The 25,927-nt window shown below is 62.9% G+C and carries 23 protein-coding genes and 1 pseudogene; 9 read left to right on the top strand and 15 right to left on the bottom strand.

All coding sequences use genetic code 11. The features are described from left to right. Nucleotides 1–7 precede the first annotated feature (7 nt). Together BKA07_RS03295 and BKA07_RS03290 are read right to left on the bottom strand one after the other, a co-directional pair. The gene (locus BKA07_RS03295) at nt 8–1,369 is read right to left on the bottom strand and encodes an FtsX-like permease family protein (RefSeq protein WP_209043847.1); all 1,362 of its coding nucleotides are present in this window, start codon (nt 1,367–1,369) and stop codon (nt 8–10) included. Between the two features lie 8 nt (nt 1,370–1,377). After that, nucleotides 1,378–2,241 (bottom strand): ABC transporter ATP-binding protein, encoded by an 864-nt coding sequence (locus tag BKA07_RS03290; protein ID WP_245161820.1) that lies wholly within the window; start codon nt 2,239–2,241, stop codon nt 1,378–1,380. A 251-nt stretch (nt 2,242–2,492) separates the two neighbouring features. Here BKA07_RS03290 and BKA07_RS03285 point away from each other — a divergent pair, with 251 nt between their 5' ends. Next, nucleotides 2,493–2,906 carry a VOC family protein gene (locus BKA07_RS03285; RefSeq protein ID WP_167949634.1) on the top strand — a complete coding sequence of 138 codons (414 nt, stop codon included), beginning with the start codon at nt 2,493–2,495 and terminating at the stop codon, nt 2,904–2,906. Between the two features lie 41 nt (nt 2,907–2,947). On the opposite strand, the gene BKA07_RS03280 is transcribed toward BKA07_RS03285, so the two are convergent. Next, complete coding sequence (locus BKA07_RS03280; protein ID WP_167949633.1) at nt 2,948–3,802, bottom strand: IclR family transcriptional regulator; 855 nt, start codon at nt 3,800–3,802, stop codon at nt 2,948–2,950. A 268-nt stretch (nt 3,803–4,070) separates the two neighbouring features. On the opposite strand from BKA07_RS03280, the pseudogene BKA07_RS03275 reads away from it, so the two are divergent. Beyond that, a pseudogene (locus BKA07_RS03275) lies at nt 4,071–5,954 on the top strand (FAD-dependent monooxygenase). A gap of 149 nt (nt 5,955–6,103) precedes the next feature. Here BKA07_RS03275 and BKA07_RS03270 read toward each other — a convergent pair. Next, nucleotides 6,104–6,691, bottom strand: coding sequence for a TetR/AcrR family transcriptional regulator (locus BKA07_RS03270; protein WP_167949632.1), 588 nt, complete (start codon nt 6,689–6,691; stop codon nt 6,104–6,106). A 101-nt stretch (nt 6,692–6,792) separates the two neighbouring features. On the opposite strand from BKA07_RS03270, the gene BKA07_RS03265 reads away from it, so the two are divergent. Then, on the top strand, nt 6,793–7,707 hold the full coding sequence (locus BKA07_RS03265; protein ID WP_342448978.1) for an SDR family oxidoreductase: 915 nt from the start codon (nt 6,793–6,795) through the stop codon (nt 7,705–7,707). Between the two features lie 31 nt (nt 7,708–7,738). On the opposite strand, the gene BKA07_RS03260 is transcribed toward BKA07_RS03265, so the two are convergent. From BKA07_RS03260 to BKA07_RS03250, 3 genes are all read right to left on the bottom strand, one after another. After that, nucleotides 7,739–9,292, bottom strand: coding sequence for an AMP-binding protein (locus BKA07_RS03260; RefSeq protein WP_167949631.1), 1,554 nt, complete (start codon nt 9,290–9,292; stop codon nt 7,739–7,741). Between the two features lie 43 nt (nt 9,293–9,335). After that, a complete protein-coding gene (locus tag BKA07_RS03255) occupies nt 9,336–10,469 on the bottom strand; it encodes a DUF5938 domain-containing protein (protein WP_167949630.1) in 1,134 nt (377 codons plus the stop codon). Between the two features lie 114 nt (nt 10,470–10,583). After that, nucleotides 10,584–11,375 (bottom strand): SDR family NAD(P)-dependent oxidoreductase, encoded by a 792-nt coding sequence (locus tag BKA07_RS03250; protein ID WP_167949629.1) that lies wholly within the window; start codon nt 11,373–11,375, stop codon nt 10,584–10,586. Between the two features lie 119 nt (nt 11,376–11,494). Between BKA07_RS03250 and BKA07_RS03245 the strand changes: the two genes are divergently transcribed. Continuing rightward, nucleotides 11,495–12,145: a TetR/AcrR family transcriptional regulator gene (locus BKA07_RS03245; RefSeq protein ID WP_342448977.1), complete on the top strand. Its 651-nt coding sequence runs from the start codon at nt 11,495–11,497 to the stop codon at nt 12,143–12,145. Between the two features lie 26 nt (nt 12,146–12,171). Here the strand turns inward: BKA07_RS03245 and BKA07_RS03240 are convergent, their stop codons facing one another. Further along, nucleotides 12,172–13,470, bottom strand: coding sequence for a DUF445 domain-containing protein (locus BKA07_RS03240; protein ID WP_167949627.1), 1,299 nt, complete (start codon nt 13,468–13,470; stop codon nt 12,172–12,174). Nucleotides 13,471–13,686: 216 nt separating this feature from the next. Here BKA07_RS03240 and BKA07_RS03235 point away from each other — a divergent pair, with 216 nt between their 5' ends. The 5 genes from BKA07_RS03235 (at nt 13,687) to BKA07_RS03215 (ending at nt 17,854) form a co-directional block, all read left to right on the top strand. Beyond that, entirely contained in the window at nt 13,687–13,905 is a 219-nt protein-coding gene (locus tag BKA07_RS03235) for a hypervirulence associated TUDOR domain-containing protein (protein ID WP_167949626.1), read from the top strand. Beyond that, nucleotides 13,902–14,474: a DUF488 domain-containing protein gene (locus BKA07_RS03230; RefSeq protein ID WP_342448976.1), complete on the top strand. Its 573-nt coding sequence runs from the start codon at nt 13,902–13,904 to the stop codon at nt 14,472–14,474. Before BKA07_RS03235 ends, BKA07_RS03230 begins: the two co-directional genes overlap by 4 nt. A 362-nt stretch (nt 14,475–14,836) precedes the next feature. Beyond that, nucleotides 14,837–16,072, top strand: coding sequence for an acetylornithine deacetylase (argE, locus tag BKA07_RS03225; protein ID WP_167949624.1), 1,236 nt, complete (start codon nt 14,837–14,839; stop codon nt 16,070–16,072). A 1-nt stretch (nt 16,073) separates the two neighbouring features. Then, nucleotides 16,074–17,375: an MFS transporter gene (locus BKA07_RS03220; RefSeq protein WP_167949623.1), complete on the top strand. Its 1,302-nt coding sequence runs from the start codon at nt 16,074–16,076 to the stop codon at nt 17,373–17,375. Nucleotides 17,376–17,413: 38 nt separating this feature from the next. After that, the gene (locus tag BKA07_RS03215) at nt 17,414–17,854 is read left to right on the top strand and encodes a hypothetical protein (RefSeq protein WP_167949622.1); all 441 of its coding nucleotides are present in this window, start codon (nt 17,414–17,416) and stop codon (nt 17,852–17,854) included. A gap of 179 nt (nt 17,855–18,033) precedes the next feature. Here the strand turns inward: BKA07_RS03215 and rplI are convergent, their stop codons facing one another. From rplI to BKA07_RS03180, 7 genes are all read right to left on the bottom strand, one after another. Further along, the gene (rplI, locus tag BKA07_RS03210) at nt 18,034–18,492 is read right to left on the bottom strand and encodes a 50S ribosomal protein L9 (protein ID WP_167949621.1); all 459 of its coding nucleotides are present in this window, start codon (nt 18,490–18,492) and stop codon (nt 18,034–18,036) included. A gap of 15 nt (nt 18,493–18,507) precedes the next feature. Then, nucleotides 18,508–18,747 carry a 30S ribosomal protein S18 gene (rpsR, locus tag BKA07_RS03205; protein WP_009882767.1) on the bottom strand — a complete coding sequence of 80 codons (240 nt, stop codon included), beginning with the start codon at nt 18,745–18,747 and terminating at the stop codon, nt 18,508–18,510. Nucleotides 18,748–18,783: 36 nt separating this feature from the next. Beyond that, nucleotides 18,784–19,407 carry a single-stranded DNA-binding protein gene (locus BKA07_RS03200; RefSeq protein ID WP_167949620.1) on the bottom strand — a complete coding sequence of 208 codons (624 nt, stop codon included), beginning with the start codon at nt 19,405–19,407 and terminating at the stop codon, nt 18,784–18,786. 31 nt (nt 19,408–19,438) lie between these two features. Next, complete coding sequence (gene rpsF / locus BKA07_RS03195) at nt 19,439–19,729, bottom strand: 30S ribosomal protein S6 (RefSeq protein ID WP_167949619.1); 291 nt, start codon at nt 19,727–19,729, stop codon at nt 19,439–19,441. Between the two features lie 137 nt (nt 19,730–19,866). After that, on the bottom strand, nt 19,867–21,288 hold the full coding sequence (locus BKA07_RS03190; RefSeq protein ID WP_167949618.1) for a hypothetical protein: 1,422 nt from the start codon (nt 21,286–21,288) through the stop codon (nt 19,867–19,869). Between the two features lie 36 nt (nt 21,289–21,324). Then, nucleotides 21,325–23,634 (bottom strand): transglycosylase domain-containing protein, encoded by a 2,310-nt coding sequence (locus BKA07_RS03185; protein WP_209044065.1) that lies wholly within the window; start codon nt 23,632–23,634, stop codon nt 21,325–21,327. A 509-nt stretch (nt 23,635–24,143) separates the two neighbouring features. Next, entirely contained in the window at nt 24,144–25,850 is a 1,707-nt protein-coding gene (locus tag BKA07_RS03180; RefSeq protein ID WP_167949617.1) for an AMP-binding protein, read from the bottom strand. Between the last annotated feature and the right edge of the window lie 77 nt (nt 25,851–25,927).

Genomic DNA, 25,927 nt, shown 5'->3' with positions numbered 1-25,927 from the left:
CTCGCGCTCATGCCGCGGCGGTCACTGCGGTGACGCTGCGGACCAGCGGACGGGTGAACTGCAGTCCCACCCACACCATGGCAACCCCGCCGACAAGCACCGAGGCGACGACCGCGATGGTCACAGGATCGCCGAGGTCGCTCGCCGAAGCCATGAGGGCCGCGAGCATTCCGCCCAGCACCAGAGACACGAGGGTGACGAGCAGGATGGGCGACATGACGGCATTGACGGTGACGCGGTGCATCATCTTCTGCGTCATTCCGGCCGAATGCAGTTCCCGGTACGTCGCTGCTCGATCGAGGATGTCGGCGGCTTGGTTGATGGTCGCGGAGACGACGATGAAGACGAATGCGATCGCCAGGGTGAGGATGAGTCCGGTGAAGATGTCATCGGACATGTACTGGTACGGGCCCATGATGGCCTTCTCTTCGGCGGTGAGATCTCCCTGGCCTGTGCGCATCATCGCCGTGCCGGCTCCGCCGACGACAGCGATGAAGGTGATCATCGCCAGCCCCGCCACTCGCCGCCAGTACTGCGCGGGAGCATCGGCGATCATCGCGGATGCGATCATCCCTGTGGGCCTGCGGGCGAGCTGGTTGCTGAACCATCCGTGGATGCGCATGACGAGAACGCCGACGACGTTGATGAGCAGCAGCGCGATGCCGATGGTGACGATGCTGGCGACGACATAGGTCATCGTCGGCAGGTTCCGGTTGAGGGAGAAGACAAGCGCCCCGATCATTCCTGCCGCGAGCACGACCACCGTGATGATGCGGGCGATCGGGAACTTCCTGGCCAGTGACCTCGTGCGCACGCCCAGGGGTGAGATCGTGATCCTGCGCAGGCCGATCAGAGCCGAGAAGAGGCAGACGAAGAGCAGCCCGACGACGACTGCGGCGAGCAGCCACACCGGCATCATCAGCGCGGAGTAACCGAGTGACTCACCAGTGAAGGAGAGAAAGCTGAGCGGGTAGGCGAGCAGAAAGTATCCGAGAATTCCTGCGAGGATGCCGACGGCCGCAGGAATGAAGGGCTCGGCGACCGCCAGGAGCCGAACGGTGCCCGGCTTCGCTCCCAGCAGGGAGAGTGTGGACAGACGTTCGTCCTGTCGACGCGCGCTCAGCTTCGCCGAGGCGACCCCCAAGCTGATTGCGGGAACGACGAGGAAGACGGTGGCCAAGGTCGCGAGCATGCGATAGAGGTCGGCCACCTCGGCGTATCCGGAGACCTCGGGACGGTCGTTGAACGCCCAGGCACCGCCGGCGACGGTGAGGAAAAGGGTCGAGCAGGCGAAGAAGGCGATGGCGACGAGCTTCGAGGTCGTCGAAGTGAGTGATTTCCTGGACAGTACGACGGGAAGGATATTCATGGTTCGAATCACCGGTTGCTCTGCATGTACGGAGCGTTCTGGACGTACTGCTCGGGTGCTTCGTAGCGGGTCGGTGCCGGCTGCTGGTTGGGCATCTGCTGATTCGGCCCCTGCTGGTTGGGAGCCTGCGGGTTGGGCATCTGCGGGTTGGGCACCTGCTGGGGCTGATTCGGCGAGTCGGAGACGATCCGGCCGTCGGCCAGGCGAACGATGCGGGAGCAGCGGGCGGCGACGGTCTCATCGTGGGTGACGACGACGAGGGTGGATCCTCGTCCGGACGTCGACGCCAGGAGTTCGGAGAGCACCTCGGTGGAGGTGGCGGAATCCAGGGCGCCCGTGGGCTCATCGGCGAAGGTGACCACGGGCTGGGTGACCTGGGCGCGGGCGATGGCCACGCGCTGTGCCTGTCCGCCGGAGAGCTGACCGATTCGTTTGCTCAGATGCTCGGCGAGACCGAGGCGCTGCAGCCAGGCGCGAGCATGCTTAGTCGCATCGGGGCGCTTCATGCCGGAGAGCATCGCGGCGAGCGCGACATTGTCCTCGGCGGTGAGTTCGGGCAGGAGCAGGCCCTGCTGGAAGACGAAGCCGAACACCTCGCGGCGCAGTGCGGTGCGGCCCTTCTCCTTCAGTGATGTGACCTCTGCGGCGGCGCTGCGGTCGGTGGGCAGGAGGCGAATGTTGCCCTCATCAGGGCGGATGATGCCGGCCAGGCAGTGCAGGAGGGTTGTCTTGCCGGAGCCGGAGGGACCCATGATGGCCAACGATTCGCCGAGGCCGATGCTCAGGTCGACTCCGGCGAGCGCGTAGGTCTGGTTGTAGTGCTTGGTGACGTTCGCCGATGTGATGATCGCGGGAAGCTGTGTGTTTGTCATGTCTCCATGTTTTCGCAAACAGCCTTGCACGACCATGAAGTCCTCCCACTATCCGGGAGGGGAAAACCCGACATTCGGTGCGGGGGCTGAGATTCGAGCGGGCCTCCTGGTGATTGCCTCAAAAGTCGGTCCTGCAATGGACCGAGGGACGATCATCCGCCTATTGTGATTGCGTAGCGGATGTCGCGACGGCTCCGATTCGAATGAGCACACGACATGACTTTCGAACACACGACGACTGAGGAGTCATCTTGAAGGCACAGTGGATCAGCATTCCGGTCGACGACCAGGCTCGCGCCCTGAAGTTCTACACAGACAGGCTCGGCTTCATCCCGAAGGTCGACGTACCCGTCGGGGAGGACTTCCGATGGCTGACAGTGGTCTCGCCAGAAGACACCAACGGCGTCGAGGTCGTCCTCGAGCCGAAGGGCCATCCTGCCGCGGACACCTACACCAAGGCTCTGCGTGGCGACGGAATACCCATCAACCAGTTCGCCGTCGAGGACGTCCAGGCCGAGTACGAACGGCTGACCCGCCTCGGCGTGACCTTCACCCAGGAACCGACGACGATGGGCCCCGCGACCACCGCGGTCCTCGACGACACCGTCGGCAATCTCATCCAGCTCATCCACCAGGAAGAGGGCAAAGAAGCCGACCTGCCCTGAGGGAAGGGTTCGCCGTCCTCGTCGGTTCCGGCGGGCCCTTGTCAGCTGCGATCGTGGGCTTCGAACTGTGACTCGAGCAGGGTTTCGAGGGGAATGTGCACGATAGCCTGCTCGAGACGGTTGCTGATGCCCTGCAGCGCAGGCAGGTGACGGGTCAACGTCGAAGCCTTGTCGGAGGCGACGACGAGTCCGAGCGCGGCACCGATGCGCCCGGTGTGGAAGACCGGCACGGCGATCGAACATGTCCCCAGACGCTGTTCCTCGACGGTGACGGCATAGCCGTCGTCTGCAACGGCATCGAGCTGTCTCGACAGGACACCAGGATTGATGACCGTGCGCGATGCAACGTGCTCCATCGGTCCCTGGAGGTAGGCTTCACGGACCCATGCCTCTTCGAAAGCGAGAAGCACCTTGCCCACCGCCGTCGAATGCATCGGCACTCGACCGCCTACACGAGAAGCGCGCGGAACACGTTTCGTGCCGTAGACACGATCGATGAAAAGGATCTCGCGACCATCGCGAATCGCCAGCTGAGTGATCTCGCCGGTCAGGGAATAGAGATCCTGGGTAAAGGGTCGTGCAGTTTCGCGCAGCTGCTGGCCGACGTTCTGGCCCATCTCCCAGATGCGCAGACCCAACTGGTATTTTCCCTGTGCCGTTCGCGTCAGGAATCCCCAGTCCACGAGTTCGTTCGTCAGCCTGTGGGCCGTGCTCAGCGGAACCTCGGCCGAGTCGGCCATCTGAGTGAGAGTGAAACTGCGCCTGGGGTCCTCGAAAGTCGTGAGCAGACTGAGCACCTTGTGGGTGACCGTACGACCACCGGGTGAGCTCGGCTCAGGACGTGTCGGGTGCCTCGCTCCCGACGCATCAGCGGAAACCACCGGGCGGGAGATCATTGTCGGCTCTCATTCTGTCTGCTTCTTTGCATAAACGAAATATCGGTCACCGAAGGCGGCACTGTCAATCCGGCGAGCCTGCAATTCACTTCCGTTGAGTGGAAGGCTCAAGTGGCTTTCCGCGTGGAGCGCGCGCAACATGTCCATTGGACATCAAGTGCCACAGATCACTATGCAGTGAGTGAAAAGGATCGAGCGAGGGCTTGACCCCTTCAATGTGAACCGCCCCCGAGCCTGGGGACCGATTCACACAGCAAAGGAGCTAAGAATGCAGTATCACCACAACGGATATGTCGGCCGCGACCCTCGAATCAGAGAAGCGGCGGGCACTGGCGTCGATCGAGTCGAAGAGCTTCCCGACACGATGGACGTGCTCATTGTCGGTGCGGGCCCCTCAGGCATAGTTCAGGCCGCGCAGCTGACAGAGTATCCCGATGTTCACACTCGAATCATCGAACGGCGTCCGGGTCGCCTCGCGGCCGGCCGGGCAGATGGGCTGTTCCCCCGCAGCTGTGAGACGTTTCAGGCATTCGAGTTCTATGAGGCCATTGCTCAAGAGGCAAGCCACATGAGGGAGATGAGCTTCTGGGGACCGAAGCCGGACTGCCCCACCGAGGTGGCTCGCGGAGCTCGGGCACCCGATCCTCCGTCATATGTCAGCGAGTTCCCCATCCTGACGGTGAACCAGGCACGTGTCATCGACTACTTCGCCGAGCGCGCAGCCAACGGGCCTGCCAAGATCAACATCAACTACGGTTTTGAGTTTCTCGACCTGACCGTCCATGACAGCGGAGAGTATCCGGTTGAGGTTCATCTCGAGGATGAACACGGCAGGAAACGCACGGTCTGGGCGAAGTACGTGACAGGCTGCGACGGTGCACGCAGCAAGGTACGCGACTGCATTGACGTAGAGGTCGTCTCCGACCCGTCCGCTCAGGCCTGGGCTGTCATCGACATACTCGCCAATACCGATTTCCCGGATTTCCGCACCAGGAGTGGGATCCAATCGGACAAAGACGGGTCCATCCTGCTCATTCCGCGTGAGGGCGGATTCCTGACCCGCTTCTACGTCTCCCTCGAAAGCCCGACCCCAGAGACCAGAGACAGAATTCTGGCCACCACAGCAGAAGAAGCGATCGAGCGGGCCAACCGCATCCTCAACCCCTACTCGGTCGACGTCCGCGAAGTGACCTGGTTCAGCATCTACGAGGTCCGTCACACCGTCGCTCAGAGTTTCGACGATGTCGCCGCTCAGAACAATCCGGATCTGAACCCGCGGGTCTTCATCGCCGGTGACGCTTGCCATACCCATAGCGCCAAGGCGGGCCAGGGCATGAACGTCTCCATCCAGGACGGCTGGAACCTTGCCTGGAAGCTGGGACAAGTGCTCGAAGGTCGCAGCGACGAGTCCCTGCTGCAGACCTATAACGACGAGCGCCAGGATGTGGCCCAGAAGCTCATCGACTACGACAAAGAGTGGTCGGCCATGATGTCCAGGAGTCCCGAAGAGATGGAGAGCCCCCAGGAGATCGTCGACTTCTTCGTCGACACCGCCAACTTTCCCGGCGGATTCGACACGAAGTACCTCCCGTCCCGGCTCGTCGGCGGCGACGCACAGCAGGATCTGGCGCAGGGCTTCCCCCTCGGCATGCGCTTCAAATCCGCGCCGGCGTCTCGAGTCGCCGATACGAACACGGTCCACGTCGGCCACCACTTCCGGGCCGACGGACGCTGGCGGCTCTATGCATTCGCCGACGCCGATGGAACCGCGGTGGCCGACCTTGCCTCCTGGCTGGAGGATTCGGAAGACTCGCCGGTCAATCTCTTCACACCGGCGAACACCGATGTCGACAGCGTTTTCGATGCCAAGGTGATCTATCAGCAGAGCTATCACGACGTCGATCTGGCCAAGGTGCCCCGTCTCTTCATGCCGAAGGTCGGTCGCCTCCAGGTGATGGATTAAGAGAAGGTCTACTCCACGATCGAGGACAATGACATCTTCGAAAACCGCGGCATCGACCGCTCGGGTGCCCTGGTCATCGTCCGTCCGGACATGTACGTTGCCCATATTCTGCCCTTGAGCGCTCGAACCGAGCTCACCGAGTTCTTTGCCCAGAGCATGGTGCGGGAGAAGGCTCTCAGTTTGGCCTGACCTGATGGAGCAGCGCTGATGGAGCTGTGCTGAAAGGAAGAGACCATGCCAGGGTGGAGGGTCATTCGTCCCCCACCCTGGCATGGAGGTCCTCACCCACACCGTCGGCAACCTCAGCCAGCTCATCCACGAGAAAGGGATTGGGACCCTCAGCTCTGACCTGACCGGCAGATTCCGTCGAGAACAAACCCAGTTCGCCGATCGTAATCGGCCCTGGAGGGGCGAATTCCAAATTTGAGGGCAAGTGAGTTGTCGACGGCCATCGCCTGGAAGTCGTCCGAAGTGACCCCTTCGGAAAGAGCACCCGTCGCCCGTCCCTCCTCGACCAGTTGATCGTGGAAACCTCCCCCAGTGCGACAGAGTTCCATGAGCGGCTCCGAGTCGGGGAACGCCTGCAGGAGGACGTCATTGACCGCCGGCAGTCGGTACTGAAGATCTCGGATGGCACCGACGTAGAATCGGATCCGCTCTCCGACGCCGCACACGGAACGAGCGTCATCGATGATGTCCGTCAGCTGGGTCGCGACGACTTCGTCGATGACGGCATCGATCAACCCGATTCGCCCGCCGAACCTGTTGAAGATCGTCGCCTTGCTCACCTCGGCGGCATCGGCGATGTTCTCCAGCGGTGCAGCAAGTCCCTCGACGCGAAACACATCGATCGCGGCGGCGCGGATGCGCTCGACATTCCGGCGGGCATCCATGCGCAGCGTCGATCCGGATTTCCTACCGCCCATCCTCCGCCTCTCTCAGTTCGATCATAACTTGACTTACCTGGTCAGTTTACCGCAGGCTGGATATCGGGACTAAATTGACCAAATGAGTCAACTTAAAGGACGTGTCCTCGATCACCGCCGGTCATCTGACCGGACTTCAGCGAAAGGCCATCACCATGATCATCGTGACCGGAGCGACGGGAGCCCTCAACGGGGCCACTGTGGAACATCTCCTCGACCAGCTTCCCCCGGGCGACATCGGCGTCAGCGTCCGTAACCCCGAACACGCACAGCAACTGGCTGACCGAGGAGTTCGCGTCAGACAGGGAAGCTACGACGATCCTGCCGCACTGAGACACTCGTTCGCCGATGCTGAGCAGGTGCTTCTCGTCTCCTCGAGCGACGTCACCGCCGATGTCAACTCTCAGCACAGGACAGCCATCGACGCTGCAGTCGAGGCCGGGGCCCAACGGATCTTGTACACGAGCTCTCACGGGACAGGGTTCAACACGCCCTATCCGCCTCTGGCGATCAACGCTGCTGCAGAGCAGTACCTGGCGGAATCGGGCGTGGCATGGACGGCACTGCGCAACGGATTCTATGGGGACCTCGGTCAGCTGCTCGGGCCCTGGCAGGCAACGGGCACGATCGCCATGCCAGCGGATGGCCCGTTCGCATGGGTCGATCGGCGCGATGCCGGCGAAGCGGCTGCGACGATACTCACAGGTGATGAGTCGTTCGACGGTCCAGTCGATCTCACGCCGCCTACATCGGTGACTCTCGCCGACTTCGCCGAACAGGCTTCCGAACTGTCGGGCCGCTGCGTCGAACGCATCGTAGTCGACGATGAGAAATGGGTCGCCGGAGAGATGGCTACCGGGGTCCCGGAGACCGCAGCGCGCTTCACTCTGGCGATGTTCCAAGCAACGCGAAGCGGTCACTTCGCACAGCCCGACCTCACACTGTCCCGCCTTCTCGGACGAGAACCTCGCAGCATCGCTGATCAGCTTGCGGAGCAGTTCGTGCGAACGGGGTGAGCGTACCCGGGACCGCTGTGTGCCGACCGCTTCAAGAACTCGAGCCGGCAGTTCCGCCATCGACCAGTTCATGGCGGATATCACCTTTGAGAACCTTGCCGACCTTGGACCTGGGAAGATCACTCCAGGCGTCGATCCGCTTCGGAGTCTTGATGCCGCCGACTCGTGCTTTCACATGAGCACGCAGATCCTCCATCGTCACCTCACCGCCTCGGCGAAGCTGGACCACAGCGGTGACCATCTCACCCCAGTGCTCGTCGGGCAGCCCGATGACCGCGCAGTCCTGCACATCGGGATGGGACAGCAATGCCTGTTCCACCTCGGTGGAGTAGACGTTGAACCCTCCGGTGATGATCATGTCCTTGGCCCGATCGACGACGAAGAGGTAGTTGTCCTCGTCGAGGTATCCGATGTCACCGGTGTGATGCCAACCGAATCGCGTCGCCTCATCGCTCGCTCCTGGATCCTTGTAGTAGCCCTCCATGACGAGGGATCCACGAACAACGATCTCGCCGCGTTCGCCTCTGGGCAGGATCTCTCCGTCCGGAGACATCACCTCCACCGTGCACAGCGGGGAGGGTCGCCCAGCCGAACTCAGACGCCCCTTGGCCAAGGATCCGTCGGGCAGGAAGTGATCCTGAGGTGCCATCGTCGAAATCATCATGGGTGCCTCTGTCTGTCCGAACAGCTGGGCCATGACCGGTCCGATCCTCTCGATCGCCTCCTCCAACCGCACCGGCGACATGGGCGCCGCCCCGTACCATAGGCATTCGAGGGAGCTGAGATCCGTGGAGTCGAGGCCCGGCTCGGCGAGGATCATATACACGATCGTCGGTGGCAGGAACGAGTGTGTCACCCCGTGCTCTTCGACGTTGGCCAGGAACGCTCCGACGTCGGCACCGCGCATGATGACGATCTCCCCACCGAGGGACAGGATCGGAAAGCACAGGACCCCCGCGGCGTGCGTCAGCGGTGCCATCGCGAGATACACCGGCCTCTTCGCGAACGGATAGGACATCAAGGTCAACGCAGTCATCGTCTCGAGATTCCGATTCGACAGCATCACCCCTTTGGGCCGCCCGGTCGTGCCACCGGTGCCGACGACCATCGCCAGATCACCCACCGGCATATCCGAGGCTGGCCGATACTCACCAGCGCCGAGGAACTCGTCCCAGCCGAAGGAGCCCTCGGGCTCGGCATCAAGACATACCCAGGTGTGGACCATCGGCAGATCGGCTCGGATTCGGTCGACCAGCTCCGTGTAGGCATTCGCGAAGATCACGACTTTGCAGTCTGAGAGCTCCAGCAGCTCACGGTTCTCCGAGGCCTCGTTGCGAGGATTGATCGGACACCACACGGCACCGATCCGGCTGATTCCGAAGACGCAGGTGAAAGCCGTCGGATCATTGCCGGAGATGATGGCGACCTTGTCCCCCGGCTGCACCCGCCGGGCGGCGAGCGCCGCTGCTATCTCGGCAGACAGCGACTGCACCTGTTCGTAGCTCAGGGTCGCCCCATCGGTGGTCAGGCATGGAGCCTTCGGGTCGATGGAAGCGCCCTTGTCAAGGAAGTCGGAGAGTCTCATCATCGTTCCTTCTCGTCAGTTCTCGGCAATCAGATCTTCATCCTCAGTTCTGGACCGTGAGCACCGGTTCGGCAACCAGCCCGAATTCCTTCAGCACACCGAGAAGTGCTTCGTGTCCGAGTGCCTGACAGCCTGAGGCGAATCCAACCCGCCGAGGTGCCTGCTGGATCAGGTGATAAGCGAAGTAGGCCTGCAGCAGTCCGGTCTGCTGATAGTTGCTGTTGCCGTGGATGACGCAATGTGCCCGCCCCAGGGGTCCACTGGCGTGGACCGAGTCGAGTGACTTGTTCACCAGCGGGTTCTCCCTGGGCGGCATCTCACTCATGACCTGAGCCGCAGTCTCGGTGAGTACCTTGTCGCGTTCTTCATCGGACATGTCCTTGGTCTGTTCGAGCGCATTGGCCACGATGACCGGAACTCCGCGCATCAGAGCCGTGTTGAACACGCCGCCCTGAGCCTTGACGTTGGCAACGCGCGGGTCGTTCTTGAACCAGACCGGGTGGCTGGTTCCGCCCCAGGGAAGGGACTGTGCCAATTCATGCTGGCCGGGAACGACGAGTGGGACCAGCCCCTCGTTCGGATCGAATTCGCTGTAGGCATTGCGGTCGAGGTAGTAGGCCTTCGAGGTCGCGGCGTTGACGAGGATCGTCTGCGTCGACGCGATCGTCGGGCTTCCGCCCCAGAACACGGCGATGTCCAGGGTGTCGAGCCCCGGCTTCTCGAGGCACAGATTGGCCGCGATCTCTCCGATCGTATACATCTGTGCCAAACCCGGTGAGAGCAGACGATTCTTGTCGGCGAACCGCTGACCGTACTGCTCCTGGCAGGTGATCAGCCAGTCCTGTTCGCCCGCGGTATCGGAATAGTGGGCGCCCGCGGCCAGGGCGGCTTCGACGACCGTGGGACCGTACTTGCTGAACGGACCGACGGTATTGATGACGACCTCGGCGCCGGAGAAGAGCTCCGTGAGTGCTCCGATCTCGTTGTCGACGGCCTTGACCTCATAGTCCGCAGTCTCGATTCCGGGAACATTGGTGTCCATCGACTCCTGCAGGCGCTGCTCATTTCGTCCGGCGGCGATGAATGGGACGCCGTACTGGCGCAGATACTCACAGACGATTCGTCCTGTGTAACCACTCGCCCCGTATACGACGACGGGCTTCTTCTGCTCGGGCATCATTGTCTCCTTTGAGTAAATGGTGGTCAGATATGTGGATCGTGTGCTGACGTGTGCTCTTGTTGGGATGTGGATGAGGGATCGAAGCGGTGGGACTGTCGTCTCGGGCGGACGTCACATACCCATGCCGCCATCGACCTGCAGGGCGGCTCCGTTGACGAATCGCGACTCATCGGAGGCCAGGAACATGAGTGCGTCTGTGATGTCCTTCTCTTCTCCCAGACGCCCCGAAGGGGTCAGATCGACGACCGCGGCAACGGCGGCTTCCGGGCTTTCGAACAATCCGAGTTCCGATACGTCGTTGGCCAGGCCCGCACCCATCGCGTTGGGCACCAGACCGGGGAAGATGCAATTGACCCGAACCCCGTATCCGAGCTTTCCGCTCTCCATAGCGGCGACTCGGGTCAATCGGTCGATCGCTGATTTCGTCGCGGAGTAGACCGAGATCCCGGGGAAGGCGATCGTGGCCGCGACCGATGCCACGTTGATGATCGTTCCTCCGCCTTCAGCGGCTCCGCCGGGCCGCATCGCCCGCAGACCGTGTTTGAGACCGAGGACCGTTCCGAGCACATTGACGTCGAGCATCTTCTTGGCATCAGCAGGGTCGATATCGGCGATCAGACTGGTGATCTCCAGACCGGCGTTGTTGATGACGATGTCCAACCCGCCCAGTGCACCGACCGTCGAGTCGATCGCCGCCTGCCACGAAGCATCGTCGGTCACATCCAGCTCGACGAAATGGTGGCCCTCGCCCAGCTCCGAAGCGACCTCGGCGCCGCGCTCCTGCAGATCAGCGATGGCGACCTTGGCTCCTGCAGCGGCGAGTGCATGGGCGTACGACTCGCCCAGACCCTGAGCTCCACCTGTGACCAACGCTCGACGCCCGGTCAGATCGTGTGTTGACATGTTCGGCTCCTTTGCCAGCGATTCATGGGTGAGATAAGCGTCACATTCATTCTTGACAAGTGTCAAGACCAACTGTCCAGACCATTGAACAAACAAAGCCCTGCGGATACCATCAAGTTGTGGCAACCACTCAGGCACAGCGCAATCCTGCCCGGAGCAGACGGGGAACGGGCAGTTACGACGAGCGTCGGATCAAGCTCGCAGAGTCCGCGTTGAAGACCCTCGGCGAGCTGGGTTATGCCCGAACGAGCCTGCGCGACATCGCCGCGAACTCCGAGTTCAGCCACGGCGTGGTCCATTACTACTTCCGCGACAAGACCGAACTCATCGTCTACTGCGTCCGGCACTACAAGACGCAGTGCATGCACCGTTACGATTCGGTGGTGGAGGCCTCCACCACGGCAGATGAGCTGCTCACCGGATTCGCGGACAAACTGGTGGAGACACTGATGGGAGAGCCGTCGATGCATCGCCTCTGGTACGACCTGCGCTCCCAGAGCATGTTCCAGGAGGAGCTGCGCGAGGATGTGTACGACATCGATCGTGGTCTCGAGGACATGATCTGGCGCGTCGTCTCCCGCTATGCGGACCTCAGTGACAGCCGCCCGATAGTCGAATCGCGTGCCGCCTATTCAATGTTCGACGGCATCTTCGAGGGCACTCTGCGCGATTTCCTCGCCGACCGCTCAGGTGCCGTCGACTGGATCAGAGCACAGGTGACGAATCTGCTCCCGGCGCTGTGCGCCCCCGTGGACTCGACCTCGAATTGATAGCCTGATACTTATGGCCGGGCCCGTCACCCGGGCAGCAGCACGATGATCGTGTGGATGACGAGGCCGACCAGAGCACCGATGACTGTTCCGTTGATGCGGATGTACTGCAGATCCCGGCCGACGTAGAGTTCGATCCTCTCGGCGGCTTCCTTCGCATCCCAGCGTTCGATCGTGTCGGAGATGACGCTGGCGATCTCGGGGCCGAAGCTCTCCGCAAGGTCTCCTGCGGTCCTCGCGATGCGATCATCGATCTTGGCGGCGAACTCCGAGTCGGTCTGGAGACGCTCGGCGAATTCCCCGATGAGTTCGGAGATGCGTCCGCGCACCTCGCCCTCGGGGTCGACGATCGCCTGGCGCAGGAGCTGCTTGAGGCTGCTCCAGATCTCGAGCACGGAGTCGACGACTCCCGGCTGGCTGAGCAGGTCGTTGAGGATGACCTCTGCCTTCTCCGACAACGGTGTGTCCGCGTTGAGGTCGTCGGAGAGGTCGACGAGCCAGGCGTCGAGGGCCTGACGCGCCTTGTGGTATTCGTTGTCGCGCACATCCGCGACCCAGCCGAGGACTTCTCGCTGCAGTCGGTTGGCCAGCTGTTCGTTGACGAAGTCGGGGACCCAGGAGGGTGACCGGTTGTGGACGATCTCATCGATGACCTGAGGATTGTCGCTCAACCATGAGTACGCCTCGGCGACGATGAGGTCGACGAGTTTGTGGTGGGCGCCGTCGAGGACGATCTGGCGCAGCAGCTGTGCCAGCACGGGTGTCTTCCGTGTCGCGACGAGACGCGGAATGATGACGTTCCGGGTCAGCGCGACCACGGAATCGTCATCGATGCGGGCGAGCACGTATTCGAGTCCACCTGCGGCACGGTCGACGACGAGGTCACGACTGGCCGACTTACCCAGCCACCGCCCGGCACGGTGGGACACCTCGGCGGATCGGATCTTCGTCGACACCGCCTCGGCGTGGAGGAAATTCGCGGCGACGAACGCGGACAGGCTCGCGCCCAGGGTGTCCTTTTTGCGCGGGATGATCGCGGTGTGCGGGATCGGCAGGCCCAGCGGGTGGCGGAAGAGCGCGGTGACGGCGAACCAGTCGGCGATCGCACCGATCATCGCGGCCTCCGAGGCGCGGGAGACGAAGCCCCAGATCCCGGTGTTGTCCGTGAAGATGTGCGTCGAGAGGAAGATGAGGGTGGCGAGGATGAGCAGCGACAGTGCCAGCGTCCGCATCTTGCGCAGACCCCGCGCCCGCTCCTGATCCTCCGGCGTCAGTTCGCTCGGACCGCCGAAGCGCGGCACGGATGGTGCTTTCTCGATCGACATCGTTCCCCCTTCGTCACCTGTCACCGACTTTAGCGAAGTCTTCGGTCCGGACAGGCATCGGCAGGCTGTGGTGAGGCTGCGAACCCGTATCGAGCGCAGATTCGTGGAGGGGTTCGGCCGTTGAGCCCTCCGTTGCTCGAAGGACTGCCCTGTCGCCGGAGTCTGCAACGTGCTTGTATGGGAAGGAGGAACATTCGACGATGCGAGGAGGATGACATGGCGGACAATTTCCGCGTCGGCGACCACGTCGGCTGGAATTCGGAGGCCGGCGAGGTCTCGGGCACGATCACGAAGGTCCACACCTCTGACTTCGAATACAAGGGCCACAATCGTCGCGCCTCGAAGGATGAGCCGCAGTACGAGATCAAGAGTGACAAGACCGATCACATCGCCGCACACAAGGGATCTGCGCTCCACCGGATCAGCACCCAGTGAGCGCTTCGCAGTTTTTCACCATCGGACATTCGAACCATTCCCTCGAGGAGTTCATGCACCTCCTGACCGACAATGCCGCCGAGGTGGTCGTGGACGTCCGCAAGCTTCCCGGATCCGATCGGAATCCCCAGTTCAATGCGGATGCTCTCGTCGACGACCTGGCCGAGTCGGGCATCGAGCTCCAGCGTCTCGAAGGGCTGACCGGCCGGCGCCCTGTGAACCATGACATCGACTTCGCGGTCAACGGGTGGTGGAAGAACCGCAGCTTCCACAACTATGCCGATCACACCCTGACCGGGGAGTTCCGCCAGGACTTCGGTCGATTGCTCGAGTGGGGAGCGAAGAAGCGCTGTGTCCTCATGTGCTCCGAGGCCGTGTGGTGGCGCTGCCACCGGCGCATCATCGCCGACAACCTGCTCGCCCGCGAGTTCCCGGTCACGCACATCATGGGCAGGAACCAGACCACTGCCGTCATGCTGAGCGCCGGTGCCGATGTCGCTCAGGACGGGAGCGTCACGTATCCGGCGGTTGTCTCGGACGGATCGACGGGTGCTTCGGAGGATCCGTAGGGGTTCATAGGGATTCGCAGGTAACAGAACGTCGATTTCGCGCGCTCAAACCGACATTCTGCTCCCTGCAACTCGGTGTGGTTCACGGATGCGCCGACCACTGGCCTCGCCCCTGCGGCTGAGAGCCCCTGCTGCTGGCCTCGCCCCTGCGGCTGAGAGTCCCTGCGGCTGAGAGCCCCTGCGGCTGGGAGCCCACAGTGTCGGGCACCGCCGGTCTCGAATGGCGAGAGCAGCTGATCGCACTGACATTTCGGGCGTAGTGTTTCGGGGTCTGGTCACCGCTGTCCCGCACGGAGGGGACCCGACCAGGTTTCCGCCGCAGGCTGACCGGACGGTTCATCCCCGTACAGTCAGGAGCAGCCGTGCCAGCACAACCGGCCGAGGCCACCATCGCCGAGATCAACGATCTCATCACCTTCGACACCACGAGCCGGGGCACGAATCTCCCGCTCATCGACCACGTCGAGGAACGCTTCACCGCTGTCGGCATTCGGCCCCGGCGCATACCCAACGCCGATGGCACCAAGGCGAACCTGCTGGCCACACTGCCTGCCGCCGACGGTTCGACCACAGGAGGAATCGTCCTTTCCGGGCACACCGACGTGGTGCCCGTCGACGGTCAGGACTGGTCGAGCGATCCCTTCGCCCCTCAGATCCGTGACGGCAAGCTCTACGCGCGCGGCAGCGCGGACATGAAGTCCTTCATCGGCGTCATCCTCGCCAAGCTGCCCGAACTCACAGCCGCAAATCTCACAGAGCCCATCCACCTGGCCTTCTCCTATGACGAGGAGATCGGCTGCGTCGGTGCCATCGACCTCGTCGACACCATCACCGAGGCGGGCCTGGCTCCCCGCGGGTGCATCGTCGGTGAGCCCTCGAGCATGCGCGCGATCCGCGGCCACAAGTCGATGAACGTCTTCCGCGTCGATTTCCACGGCATCGCAGCGCACTCCTCGCTGACCCCCGAGGGCGTGAACTCGATCGCCTACGCCGCCGAGTTCGTTGCCTTCGTCCATGCCGTCGCCGCCGAGTTCAGGGAGGAAGGCCCCTTCGACGAGAACTATGTCGTGCCCTTCACGACCGTCACGGCCAACACCATCTCCGGCGGCATCGCCGTCAACACGATTCCCGCCGAGGCGAGCGTGCAGTTCGAGTTCCGGTCCCTGGGCTCCGTCGACCAGAAGGCTCTCATCGCACGGTTCCGCGCCGAGGCCGACCGTCTTGGGATGCAGATGCGTTCCTTCAACGCCTCCGCGGGCGTCGACTTCACCGTCGAGGCCGCTGCTCCCGGATGCGAGACTCCGGCCGATGCCGACATCGTCTCCCTCGCCGCAGGGTGGGGCGCAGTCGCGACCGACGACAAGGTCACCTACGGCACCGAGGCGGGCCTGTTCACCAATGCGGGCATCCCCACCGTCGTCTGCGGGCCCGGAGACATCGCCCAGGCACACGCCCCCGATGAGTTCATCGAGCTCGAACAGATCGCGGCCTGCGAATCGTTCATCGACAACCTCATCACCGACCTCAGCGGGACAGCCGGAACACCCGCTGCACCGTCGGCGTCCACCACGACCTCCACCGCAGAAGACGGCATCTGACATGAGCTCCTCCACACCGAATTCGCCCCCACCACCCGTGATCGAGGCAACTCCGGAACGCCTGATCGCCGCGCGGAAGGCGGTCGTCTCCAGCTCGATCGGTGCAGCACTCGAGTGGTTCGACATCATCGTCTTCGCCTCGTTCGCGGTCGTGATCTCCGAGATCTTCTACCCCGAAGGCGACCCGGTCTTCTCGCTCATCCTCACCTTCGCCACCTTCGCGATCTCCTACCTGGTCCGACCCATCGGCGGCCTCGTCCTCGGCCGGTTCGCCGACCGGCACGGACGGAAGCCCGCACTGACGCTGACCCTGTTCCTCATGATGCTGGGCACCCTGCTCATGGCGACCGCACCCACCTATTCCCAGATCGGGATCTGGGGCTCGCTGATCATCCTCGCCTCCCGACTCCTGCAGGGATTCTCAGCGGGTGGAGAGTTCGGCACCGCTACCACCTTCCTCGTCGAGACGGCCCCGCACCGGAAGATGTACTACGCTTCCTGGCAGATCGCGAGCCAGGGAGCCTCGATGGCTCTCGCCTCGGCGTTCGGCTTCGCGCTCAACACCTACCTGACAGATGAGGCGCTCCACTCCTGGGGTTGGAGAGTCCCCTTCCTCATCGGGCTGCTCGTCGGGCCCGTGGGCCTCTACATCCGCTCGAAGCTCGACGAGACCGAGGAGTTCACTTCCCGTCCGCCCGCGAAGTCGCCTCTGCTCACGCTCTTCGCCCACCATTGGGGCCGCATCCTCGCAGCCTCGGCGTCGGTCGGCGTCGCCACGATCTCCGTGTACATGATCCTGTTCATGCCGACCTTCGCCACGTCCAATCTGGGCATCTCCCCGACGGCGGCCTACCTCGGCGGTGTTCTCGCAGGCCTCATCTGTCTCATCGGTTCCCCGCTGGTCGGCAGACTGGCAGACCGCTTCGGTCCGGTGCGGGTCATGACCTTTGCCGCGGTCGCCGCCCTGGTGCTCGCATGGCCGCTGTTCCAGCTCATCGTCACCCAGCGCAGCGTTGCCGCGTTCATCTTCGTCATCGCCGTCCTCGGCGTGATCATGGCGTTCTACTTCGCCCCGCTGCCGGGCATGCTCTCGACGCTGTTCCCCGCCGAGATCAGGGGCACGGGACTGTCGACAGCCTACAACCTCGGCGTCACGCTGCTCGGCGGCATCGCCCCGCTGGTGCTCACCTGGCTCCTCGACATCACCGGCTCACTCAACTCGCCGAGCGTCTACTACATGGCGATCGCCGTGCTCTCGCTCATCGGCCTCTTCTTCGTGCGTCGGCACTACGGGCAGCGCTGAGCAGCTCCGGACCGCGCCGTTATTGGTATCCTGAGGCCATGTACTGGCCGCTGACTCCACGGGAGAAGGAGGTCGCGCTGGCGCTGATCCGCCACGCTGGAACCTCGCCTGATGAGGAAGACCGTGCCAGGTTCACCGACCGGCAGGAGGAAGCCTGGGAGCCGCGGGCCCCGATCACGCCCCAACAGCGTCTGACGTGGGAGGCACACCTCGCCGAGGCGGTCGTGACCAATCCCTGCGACTGCGGACGCTGCCCGTCGATCGGGATGAAGCCGATGACTCGCGTCGATGATGTCGACAGAGACGACACCGGGGGAGTCGGCGACTACTCGAGCCGAATCATTCTCGACGCGACGGTCGAGGAGTGCATGCTGCTGCTCTTCATCGACGACGACAGCCCCAGCTACCTCGAATTGGCCCCGACGGATGTGGAACACGTGTACTCGGAGTTCCCGCCCCCGGAACGAATCCTGTTCTGAGGAAATCGCTCGGCACCGATCACGTTGCGGAACAGTAGACAGATTGCAACCCGTGTACTGTTCCGCAATCTGATGTGGTTCCCGGTTGCACAGCCCCCGCGCCACAAAACAGAAGCGCCGAGGTGACACTTCGAAAAGTGTCACCTCGGCGCTGTGTCACACAGAGCCGATCGAGTGGATCAGGCCTTGCCGACGACCTCGAACTTGGCGTTCGCGGTGATCTCGTCGTTGAGGCGCACAGTAGCGGTGTAGCTGCCGGGCGTCTTGACGTGAGCGGCCAGTGCAATCTGACGACGATCGAAGTCGTGTCCGGTTGCGGTGTGCAGCGCTTCGGCGACGAGTGTCGGGGTCACGGCGCCGAAGAGGCGACCGTTCTTACCAGCCTTGAGCTCGATGCGAGCACTGGTCGACTCCAGCTGAGTCTTCACCTGGACTGCCTCGTCGTGATCGGCGATCTGCTTGGCCTGACGAGCCTTGCGGAGAGCAAGGACGTGCTTCTCAGCACCGGCGGACCATGCGGATGCCCAGCCACGGGGCACGAGCAGGTTGCGTGCGTATCCGGCGCGAACCTCGACGATGTCGCCGGCGGCTCCCAGACCATCAACTTCCTGGTTCAGAATAACTTTGCGGTTAGGCATGTTCTCTCCCTCCGATCAGCGAGCGGTGCTCGAGTAGGGCAGAAGTGCCATCTCGCGGGCGTTCTTGACGGCCTTTGCGATGACGCGCTGTTCCTGCACGGTCACGCCGGTGACGCGACGGGCACGGATCTTGCCGCGGTCGGAAATGAACTTGCGGAGCGTAGCGGTGTCCTTGTAGTGGATCTTCGCCGCTTCGCCCTTCTTGAGCGGATTAGCCTTCTTCTTGATCGGCTTCCGGATCTCTGGCTTGGCCATGAGTATCTCCTGATTTACGAAATGTCTTGAACGTGTTTAGAACGGTGGTTCATCGGCGCCCGGGTTGCCCCAGCCGCCGTTGCCGCCCTGTGGACTCGATGATGCCCACGGGTCGTTCGCCGGTGCGTTGTTGCCCTGGCCGTAACCTCCCTGGCGCTGACCGCCCTGTGGGGGACCGCCCTGCTGCGGGTTGTTGCCCCAGCCGGAGGACTGCTGCTGGCCGAAACCACCCTGTTGGGGGCCTCCGCCCTGCTGTCCGCCGAAGTTACCGCCGCCGGAGAATCCGCCTCCGCTGCGTTCGTTCTTCGTCACCTGAGCGGTGGCGCGTCGCAGGCTGGGGCCGACTTCGTCGACGTCCAGTTCCATGACGGTGCGCTTCTCGCCCTCTTTGGTTTCGAAGGTCCGCGACTTGAGGCGGCCCTGTACGACGACCCGAGTACCGCGCTGCAAGGATTCGGCTACGTTCTCGCCCATGTCACGCCACACCGAGCAGCGAAGGAACAGGGTTTCCCCGTCCTTGAACTCATTGGTCTGACGGTCGAACATACGCGGCGTCGAAGCCACCGTGAAGTTCGCGACCGCAGCACCGTTGGGTGTGAAACGCAGTTCGGGATCGCTTGTCAGGTTCCCGACTACCGTGATGACTGTTTCGCCTGCCATAGAATGCTCCTTGAAACGAGGTGCTTGACGCTTACTTGGCGTCTGGGCGGAGGATCTTTGTGCGCAGGACGGACTCGTTGAGTCCGAGCTGGCGATCGAGTTCCTTGGTCGTTGCAGGCTCGGCGTGGAAATTAATCACGACGTAGTAGCCTTCGGACTTCTTCTGGATGTCGTAGGCGAAGCGCCTGCGTCCCCAGATGTCCACGTTGTCGACGGTTCCGTTCTCAGCCGGGACAACCTTGATCAGCTTGTCCACGGTGTCAGCCAACGTCCGCTCTTCGAGTTCGTTGTCAAGAATGAGCATGAGCTCGTAATGACGCATGTGTCACCCACCTCCTCTGGTCTTCGCGGCCATGGTCGTTCCATGGCAGGAGGGTATATGCATGTCGGTTCCGTCTCCCACGATTGTCGTGAAATGGGAACAGACCTACACAGTCTAGTTCAAGCGCACGTGCGGTGTCATGTCGAATTCCGGTGCCCTCGGCCACTGACCGTCGAGTCGGCAACGTCCGCATCGTCGCCCGAGCCGCCGTCGCCCTCGTCCGAACCGCCATCGCCCGAACCGCCGTCGTCCGAACCGCCGTCGTCCGTGGCGTCAACGTCGTGCCCTCGCCGAGGTGGTTCCACCGTGATCAGCCGCCCGCGGACCCGTCGTCGGTACAGATTCTCACCGGCGCAGATGACGACGGCGATCAGGGTGAGCAGTCGCAGGAGGGTCAGAAGCGCGACGAACACCGGGTCGAGGCCCTTGTCCGGCTCGATTCCGGCCACGTCGCCGAGTTGGATCGCGATGGCGAACGCGGTTTCGGCCAGGGCCCAGATGGCGAGCACCCACCAACGGCGCACGGCGAGGACGAGGAACGGCGGGACCCACAGGCTGTCCCAGGGCATCAGTCCCGGTGCCAGCAGCAGACAGCCGCCGATCAGCAGGCAGGACGCCACGGCGGGGTCGAGGCCGCTCCTGCGCACCATGTGCAGCGAGATCGTGACCGCAGCGATGACCCCGGCGCCGGCGATGATCCACACCGGAGCCCACACCTCGGCGGTTCCGAGGCGGGCCATGACGAGAATCGAGGCGAAGGAGCCGCCGTCGACGGCGTCGGAGAGCCAGTGCACGACCCGGTCGACGGCGCTGGTGTCGATGACGAGGATGATCGCCGAGGTGATTGTGGCGGCCGCGAGCATCATCCGCGGATCCGTGGGGCGCAGCCTCTGTGCCGGGTGCCGTCCGGCCAGACTGAGTGCGAGAAGGACCAGCAGGGCGAGCGGGTTGACGAAAATGGCGATGCCGAGGAGGACTCCGGCCAACCACGGGCGCGAGGCGATGGGCGGTGAACCGACGAAGAGCGCCATGGCCCAGACGCTCAGTGCCAGGGCCACCGGGTCGAGGGTCGAGCCCAAGGTGAAGAGGATGACGGGGGAGGCGAAGGCCGCGATCAGCCACGCGCGCTCCCTGGCGAGGACGAGCAGTGCGACGCCGAGAGCTGCGAAGGCGAGGACGTTGAGAACGAGGACGATCGCCATGAAGACCGACACCTCGTCGGTCATGAGCTTCAGCAGTTGGACGAAACGAGCGTCGATCGCGGACAGTCCCGCCACCCCGCCCTGCGAGCGTCCCAGTGCCTCTTCGGGGTTGGTATGACCGAGGAATGCCGTGGACAGCGGTCCTGCGCACATCCTCGCCGAGGCGGACGGCTGTTCATAGTCCGAGCTCAGGCAGGGGCCCTGCAGAGCGAGGGCGAGGAACGTCGTCAGGCCGAGGACTGCGGCGAAGATATAGGCCTGGCCGCGACGGAACTGTGCCCCCGCCGATGCGAGATGAATGCCCTCCGGACCGCCGAGCAGAGGCTCGGCGATCCGGGTGCTGGGCTTCGAAGGCATGACTAGAGGCTACCGGTTGACGGCCACTGAGCCGACTTATTCAGTGGGAAAGCTATTACCTTCGGAGTCTGATATTCCAATGCCGCCGTCATTGTCACTCCCGTCGGAGTCACTTCCCCTTTCACCGCCTCCAGTGTCGGAACCGTTGCCAGTGTCGGAGCCACCCGTTGATGAACCGGAGCCGCCACCGTCGCCGGAGTCTCCTCCGCCGCCGTCGCCGCCGTCATTCGAGCCGCTCTCATCGTCGTTCGAAGAACCATTGTCCTCTCGACCGTCGTTGGAACCATCGGAGTCCTTGGAATCCTTCGAGCCGTCGGCGTCCTTCTCGCTGTCCTTGTCCTTGCCGTTGTCTTCGTCGTCCGTCGGCTCTTCGGTCGGCTCGTCGTCCGGGGCCTCTTCCTCGGAGTCGTCGCCATCGCCGCCGTTGCTGCCGTTCTCGCCGTTGTTATCGTCCGGCGCCTCCGGCTCAGGTGGTGGTGCCGGCTCATTCGTGTTCTCGGGCTTCGGCTTGTCGGGAAGCTCACCGCGTTCGGGGAACTCTTCGACGTCGACGCCTTCCAGAGCGTCCTGCATGTATTCCGTCCACACTTGGATCGGGAAGGATCCACCGGTGACTTCACCACGTCCGCCATAGGAGCCGATGGACACCGACTTGCCATCGACCTCACGGTAGAGGACAACCGAGGTCGACAGGTTCGGAGTGTATCCGGAGAACCACGCCGCCTTGTTGCTGCTGGTGGTACCGGTCTTGCCGGCGGCAGGTCGGCCCAGCTGCTGCGCGTAGCTGCCGGAACCTCCGTCGATGACCTGGCTCAGAGCGTAAGAGGTCTCAGCGGCGACCGCTTTGTCGAACACGCGCGTACCCTTGGTGTCCGACTTGTAGATCTCCTTGTCGTCTTCGCCCTGCTTGACCGACTCGATGGCGTGGGCGTCGTGCTTGACGCCGTTGGAGGCGAAGGTCGAGTAGGCGTTCGCCATGTCAATGACCTTGACGCTGGGTGTGCCCAGCACATTCGACATGTTGGCGGTCAGCCCGATCGTGCAGTTGCGGGTGTCGCCCGTCTCCATCTGCTCGTCCGTGCAATTTCCGCTCAATCCGGCACGCTCCGCGACGTCGACAGTCTTATCGGGTCCGACCTGGATGTTGAGTGCAGCGTAGGCCGTGTTGATCGACGATTGGGTCGCCTTGAGCAAGGTCACCGGACCATAGCTGGAATTGCCGAAGTTGTGTGGAGTCCATGTGGTGCCATCGGCATTGAAGGTCGACGGGCTGCCCGGATACATGTCGGTCAGACGCACACCGTTCTCAAAGCCCGCCACGAGCGCGAAGGGCTTGAACGTCGAACCGGCCTGAGCGTGGCCCTGCGTCGAGACGTTGAATGCCTGGTCCAGGTAGTTCTCGCCGCCGTAGAAGGCCTCGATGCCACCTGACTTCGGATCCATCGACACCAAACCGGCCTGCAGACCCTCGGGCTGATCGGGCGGCAGATTCTCAATGGCCTTCTCGGCCTCCTTCATCCGATCCTCGTCGAAGGTGGTGACGATGTCGTAGCCTCCACGATCGAGCTGAGCCTCGTCGATGTCGAGTTTCCGCAGGGCCTCGCGGCGGACGTACTCCCACATGTAGCCCGTCTGGCCACTGAGGGACTCCTCCTTGTTCGGTTCCTTCACCTCGGGCATCTCGATCTTGTCGGCCTGCTCCTCGGTGATGAAGCCCTCATCTGCCATCGACTTCACGACATAGTTGAAACGGGACTCGTACGCCTCGGGGTTCTCTCCAGGGTCCGCTGAGCCCGGGCGCTGGATCATCGCGGCCAACAGTGCGGACTCGCTGACATTGAGATCCTTCGCCGACTTGTCGAAGTAGTTCTGGCTGGCGACCTCGACTCCGTACGACCTGCGACCGAGGTAGATCGTGTTGAGGTAGTCGGCGAGGATTTCGTCCTTGCTCTGCTGCTGGTCGATCTTGAGGGAGATGAACATCTCCTTGACCTTGCGATCCAGGGAGTGCTCATTGGTGAGGTAGAAGTTCTTCACATACTGCTGTGTGATCGTCGAACCGCCGCCGGCGTACTGGTTGGTGGCAACACCGACGACTGCGCGGGATAGTCCCTTGATCGAGATTCCGCGGTTCTCGTAGAACGAGGTGTCTTCGGCAGCGATCGCCGCCTTGCGCATCGGTTCGGAGATCTCTTCGATCGGCACAGACTCGCGATCTTGGACCTTGTACTGACCGATGGGAGTCTTGCCGTCGTTGTAGTAGATGGTCGACGTCTGACCCGTGGCCTCGATGTTGGGCTCAGGGATATCCGTGGCTGCATAACCGACAGTGAAAAGCACGCACATGGCGATGATGAGGCTGAGCCCACCAACGACCAACAACCGAATGCTGGGTAGAAAACGCGTCCATCCGCTCACACCTCTGCGGGGATAGTTGAGAATATTCTTCGTTTTCTTGCCTCTGGTTTTGGCTTGTCTTTGTCCGTTAGCCACCCAAGGTCCTCCAGGTCAGTTAGCCTGCCGCATTGCGTGGCGACGAGGTTCGATAAGGTCACACGTGGGTTTCAGTGTGGCACGCATTCTTTGGAACAGAGTGAAAATCCGCTGAATCCCGTAAGCTCCGACCCCGGACATTACTTATCAGGAAATCTGAGTAGCTTTACATATACGTGCTCACCAGGGATTTTACCTTCGGCCCGGCCGATTGGTCACATCCGGTGCCGAATTGCTCACATTCATTCAATTTTCACCTTCCGGACACCCGCCGGATCCGCTGCGGACACATGGCCGAGTCAGGGTCCCTCTGTGGCGTCGAGGCGACAGCGAGGCCCTGACTCGGCCATGAACGAGTGTGGTCATCCCTTGAGGTCGAAGTCCGTGTCCGCGTACTCCTTGCCTTCGACAGCCGGCTCGCCGCTGAAGGGGTGCAGCTGATCCTCGCGCGCACGGAGCTCGACGCGGCGGATCTTGCCGGAGATCGTCTTCGGCAGCTCGGAGAACTCGAGACGGCGGATGCGCTTGTAGGGCGCGAGGTGCTCACGGCAGTAGGCGAGGATGGCCCGCGCGGTGTCGGCGTCGGCCTCGAATCCGCTCGCGGGAACGACGTAGGCCTTGGGGACGGCGAGACGGACAGGGTCCGGCGAGGGGACCACAGCCGCCTCGGCGACGGCCTCATGCTCGATGAGGACGCTCTCGAGCTCGAACGGGGACAGGCGGTAGTCGCTGGCTTTGAACACGTCATCGGCGCGACCGACGTAGGTGATGTAGCCGTTCTCGTCCCGCTCGGCCACGTCACCGGTGTGATAGACGCCGTCCTTGAAGGCCTCGGCGGTCTTCTCCTCATTCGACCAGTAGCCGCTCGTCAGGCCCAGCGGTCGGGGATCGAGGCGGAGGCAGATCTCGCCCTCGCTGCCCTCTTCGCCGGTCGCCGGATCGATGAGGACCACGTCATAGCCGGGCAGCACCTTGCCCATGGACCCGTATTTGAGTTCCTGATCAGGGGAGTTGCCGACCTGCAGGGTGGTCTCGGTCTGGCCGTAGCCGTCGCGGATGAGGACGCCCCATTCCTGTTCGACCCGGTCGATGACCTCCGGATTGAGGGGCTCTCCGGCGCCGAGGGCGATCCTCGGCGGCGTTTTGAGGTGCTTCAGGTCTGCCTGGATGAGCATGCGCCACACGGTCGGCGGGGCGCAGAAGCTCGTCACACCCACCCGATCCATGGTCTCCATGAGCGCATTCGCGTCGAAGCGGGAGTAGTTGTAGAGGAAGACGCAGGATTCGGCGATCCAGGGGGTGAAGATGTTCGACCAGGCATGCTTGGCCCACCCGGGTGAGGCGACATTGAGGTGGACATCCCCCGGGGTCAGACCCATCCAATACATCGTGGACAGGTGACCGACGGGGTAGGACACGTGCGAGTGGGCGACCATCTTCGCCTTCGAGGTCGTGCCCGAGGTGAAGTAGAGGAGCAGCAGGTCATCGGCACGGGAGGAGCCCTGCGGGTCGAAGTCAATCTCCTCGTCGTCGGCATCGGCGTAGCCGTAGTCCTGCTGGCGGCCTGCCTCGGCACCGACGACGATGCGGATCACCTCGGCGTCGACCTCGTCGAACTTCGCGGCATCGTCGGGCCCGGCGATGACGAACTCGGCCTTTCCGCGCTCGACGCGATCGGTGAGGTCGATGGGGCCGAGCTGGGTGGTCGTGGGCAGGAGCACCGCACCGAGCTTGATGCCGGCCAGCATCGTCTCCCACAGCTCGACCTGGTTGTTGAGCATGACCATGACATGGTCCCCGCGCTTCACTCCGCAACGGCGGAGGAAGTTGGCCACCTGGTTGGACCGGCGGGAGAGTTCCGCATAGCTCCATTTGCCCTCGGTGCCGTCCTGCTCGACGATCCACAGTGCCGGGTTGTCGTTGCCCTCGGCGACCTTGTCGAACCAGTCGATGCCGAAGTTGAAGTGGTCGAAGCGCGGCCATTCGAAGCCCTCACTCGCCGCGGCAGCGTCGCTGCGCACCTCGATCAGCTTGTCTCTGGCTGCACGGAACTCGTCTGTCACAGTCATCATGGTCTCCTCACATCGTCGCCCGCGCCACACTGTGTGACGACAAGCACAAACCTACGCGAATAACGAAGCTATCA

Origin of the sequence: Brevibacterium marinum (genome assembly GCF_011927955.1) — a bacterium.
GTDB classification, from domain to species: Bacteria; Actinomycetota; Actinomycetes; order Actinomycetales; family Brevibacteriaceae; genus Brevibacterium; species Brevibacterium marinum.
Note: the sequence above shows the minus strand (reverse complement) of the source record. Positions and strands in the feature narration are given on the sequence as shown.

What these genes read in the sequence shown, in the direction of transcription:
- BKA07_RS03295 (WP_209043847.1), bottom strand. Translation starts at nt 1,369, where the DNA reads ATGAATATCCTTCCCGTCGTACTGTCCAGGAAATCACTCACTTCGACG.
- BKA07_RS03290 (WP_245161820.1), bottom strand. Translation starts at nt 2,241, where the DNA reads ATGACAAACACACAGCTTCCCGCGATCATCACATCGGCGAACGTCACC.
- BKA07_RS03280 (WP_167949633.1), bottom strand. Translation starts at nt 3,802, where the DNA reads ATGATCTCCCGCCCGGTGGTTTCCGCTGATGCGTCGGGAGCGAGGCAC.
- BKA07_RS03270 (WP_167949632.1), bottom strand. Translation starts at nt 6,691, where the DNA reads ATGGGCGGTAGGAAATCCGGATCGACGCTGCGCATGGATGCCCGCCGG.
- BKA07_RS03260 (WP_167949631.1), bottom strand. Translation starts at nt 9,292, where the DNA reads ATGAGACTCTCCGACTTCCTTGACAAGGGCGCTTCCATCGACCCGAAG.
- BKA07_RS03255 (WP_167949630.1), bottom strand. Translation starts at nt 10,469, where the DNA reads ATGCCCGAGCAGAAGAAGCCCGTCGTCGTATACGGGGCGAGTGGTTAC.
- BKA07_RS03250 (WP_167949629.1), bottom strand. Translation starts at nt 11,375, where the DNA reads ATGTCAACACACGATCTGACCGGGCGTCGAGCGTTGGTCACAGGTGGA.
- BKA07_RS03240 (WP_167949627.1), bottom strand. Translation starts at nt 13,470, where the DNA reads ATGTCGATCGAGAAAGCACCATCCGTGCCGCGCTTCGGCGGTCCGAGC.
- BKA07_RS03235 (WP_167949626.1), top strand. Translation starts at nt 13,687, where the DNA reads ATGGCGGACAATTTCCGCGTCGGCGACCACGTCGGCTGGAATTCGGAG.
- BKA07_RS03220 (WP_167949623.1), top strand. Translation starts at nt 16,074, where the DNA reads ATGAGCTCCTCCACACCGAATTCGCCCCCACCACCCGTGATCGAGGCA.
- BKA07_RS03215 (WP_167949622.1), top strand. Translation starts at nt 17,414, where the DNA reads ATGTACTGGCCGCTGACTCCACGGGAGAAGGAGGTCGCGCTGGCGCTG.
- rplI (WP_167949621.1), bottom strand. Translation starts at nt 18,492, where the DNA reads ATGCCTAACCGCAAAGTTATTCTGAACCAGGAAGTTGATGGTCTGGGA.
- rpsR (WP_009882767.1), bottom strand. Translation starts at nt 18,747, where the DNA reads ATGGCCAAGCCAGAGATCCGGAAGCCGATCAAGAAGAAGGCTAATCCG.
- BKA07_RS03200 (WP_167949620.1), bottom strand. Translation starts at nt 19,407, where the DNA reads ATGGCAGGCGAAACAGTCATCACGGTAGTCGGGAACCTGACAAGCGAT.
- rpsF (WP_167949619.1), bottom strand. Translation starts at nt 19,729, where the DNA reads ATGCGTCATTACGAGCTCATGCTCATTCTTGACAACGAACTCGAAGAG.
- BKA07_RS03190 (WP_167949618.1), bottom strand. Translation starts at nt 21,288, where the DNA reads ATGCCTTCGAAGCCCAGCACCCGGATCGCCGAGCCTCTGCTCGGCGGT.
- BKA07_RS03185 (WP_209044065.1), bottom strand. Translation starts at nt 23,634, where the DNA reads ATGTGCGTGCTTTTCACTGTCGGTTATGCAGCCACGGATATCCCTGAG.
- BKA07_RS03180 (WP_167949617.1), bottom strand. Translation starts at nt 25,850, where the DNA reads ATGACTGTGACAGACGAGTTCCGTGCAGCCAGAGACAAGCTGATCGAG.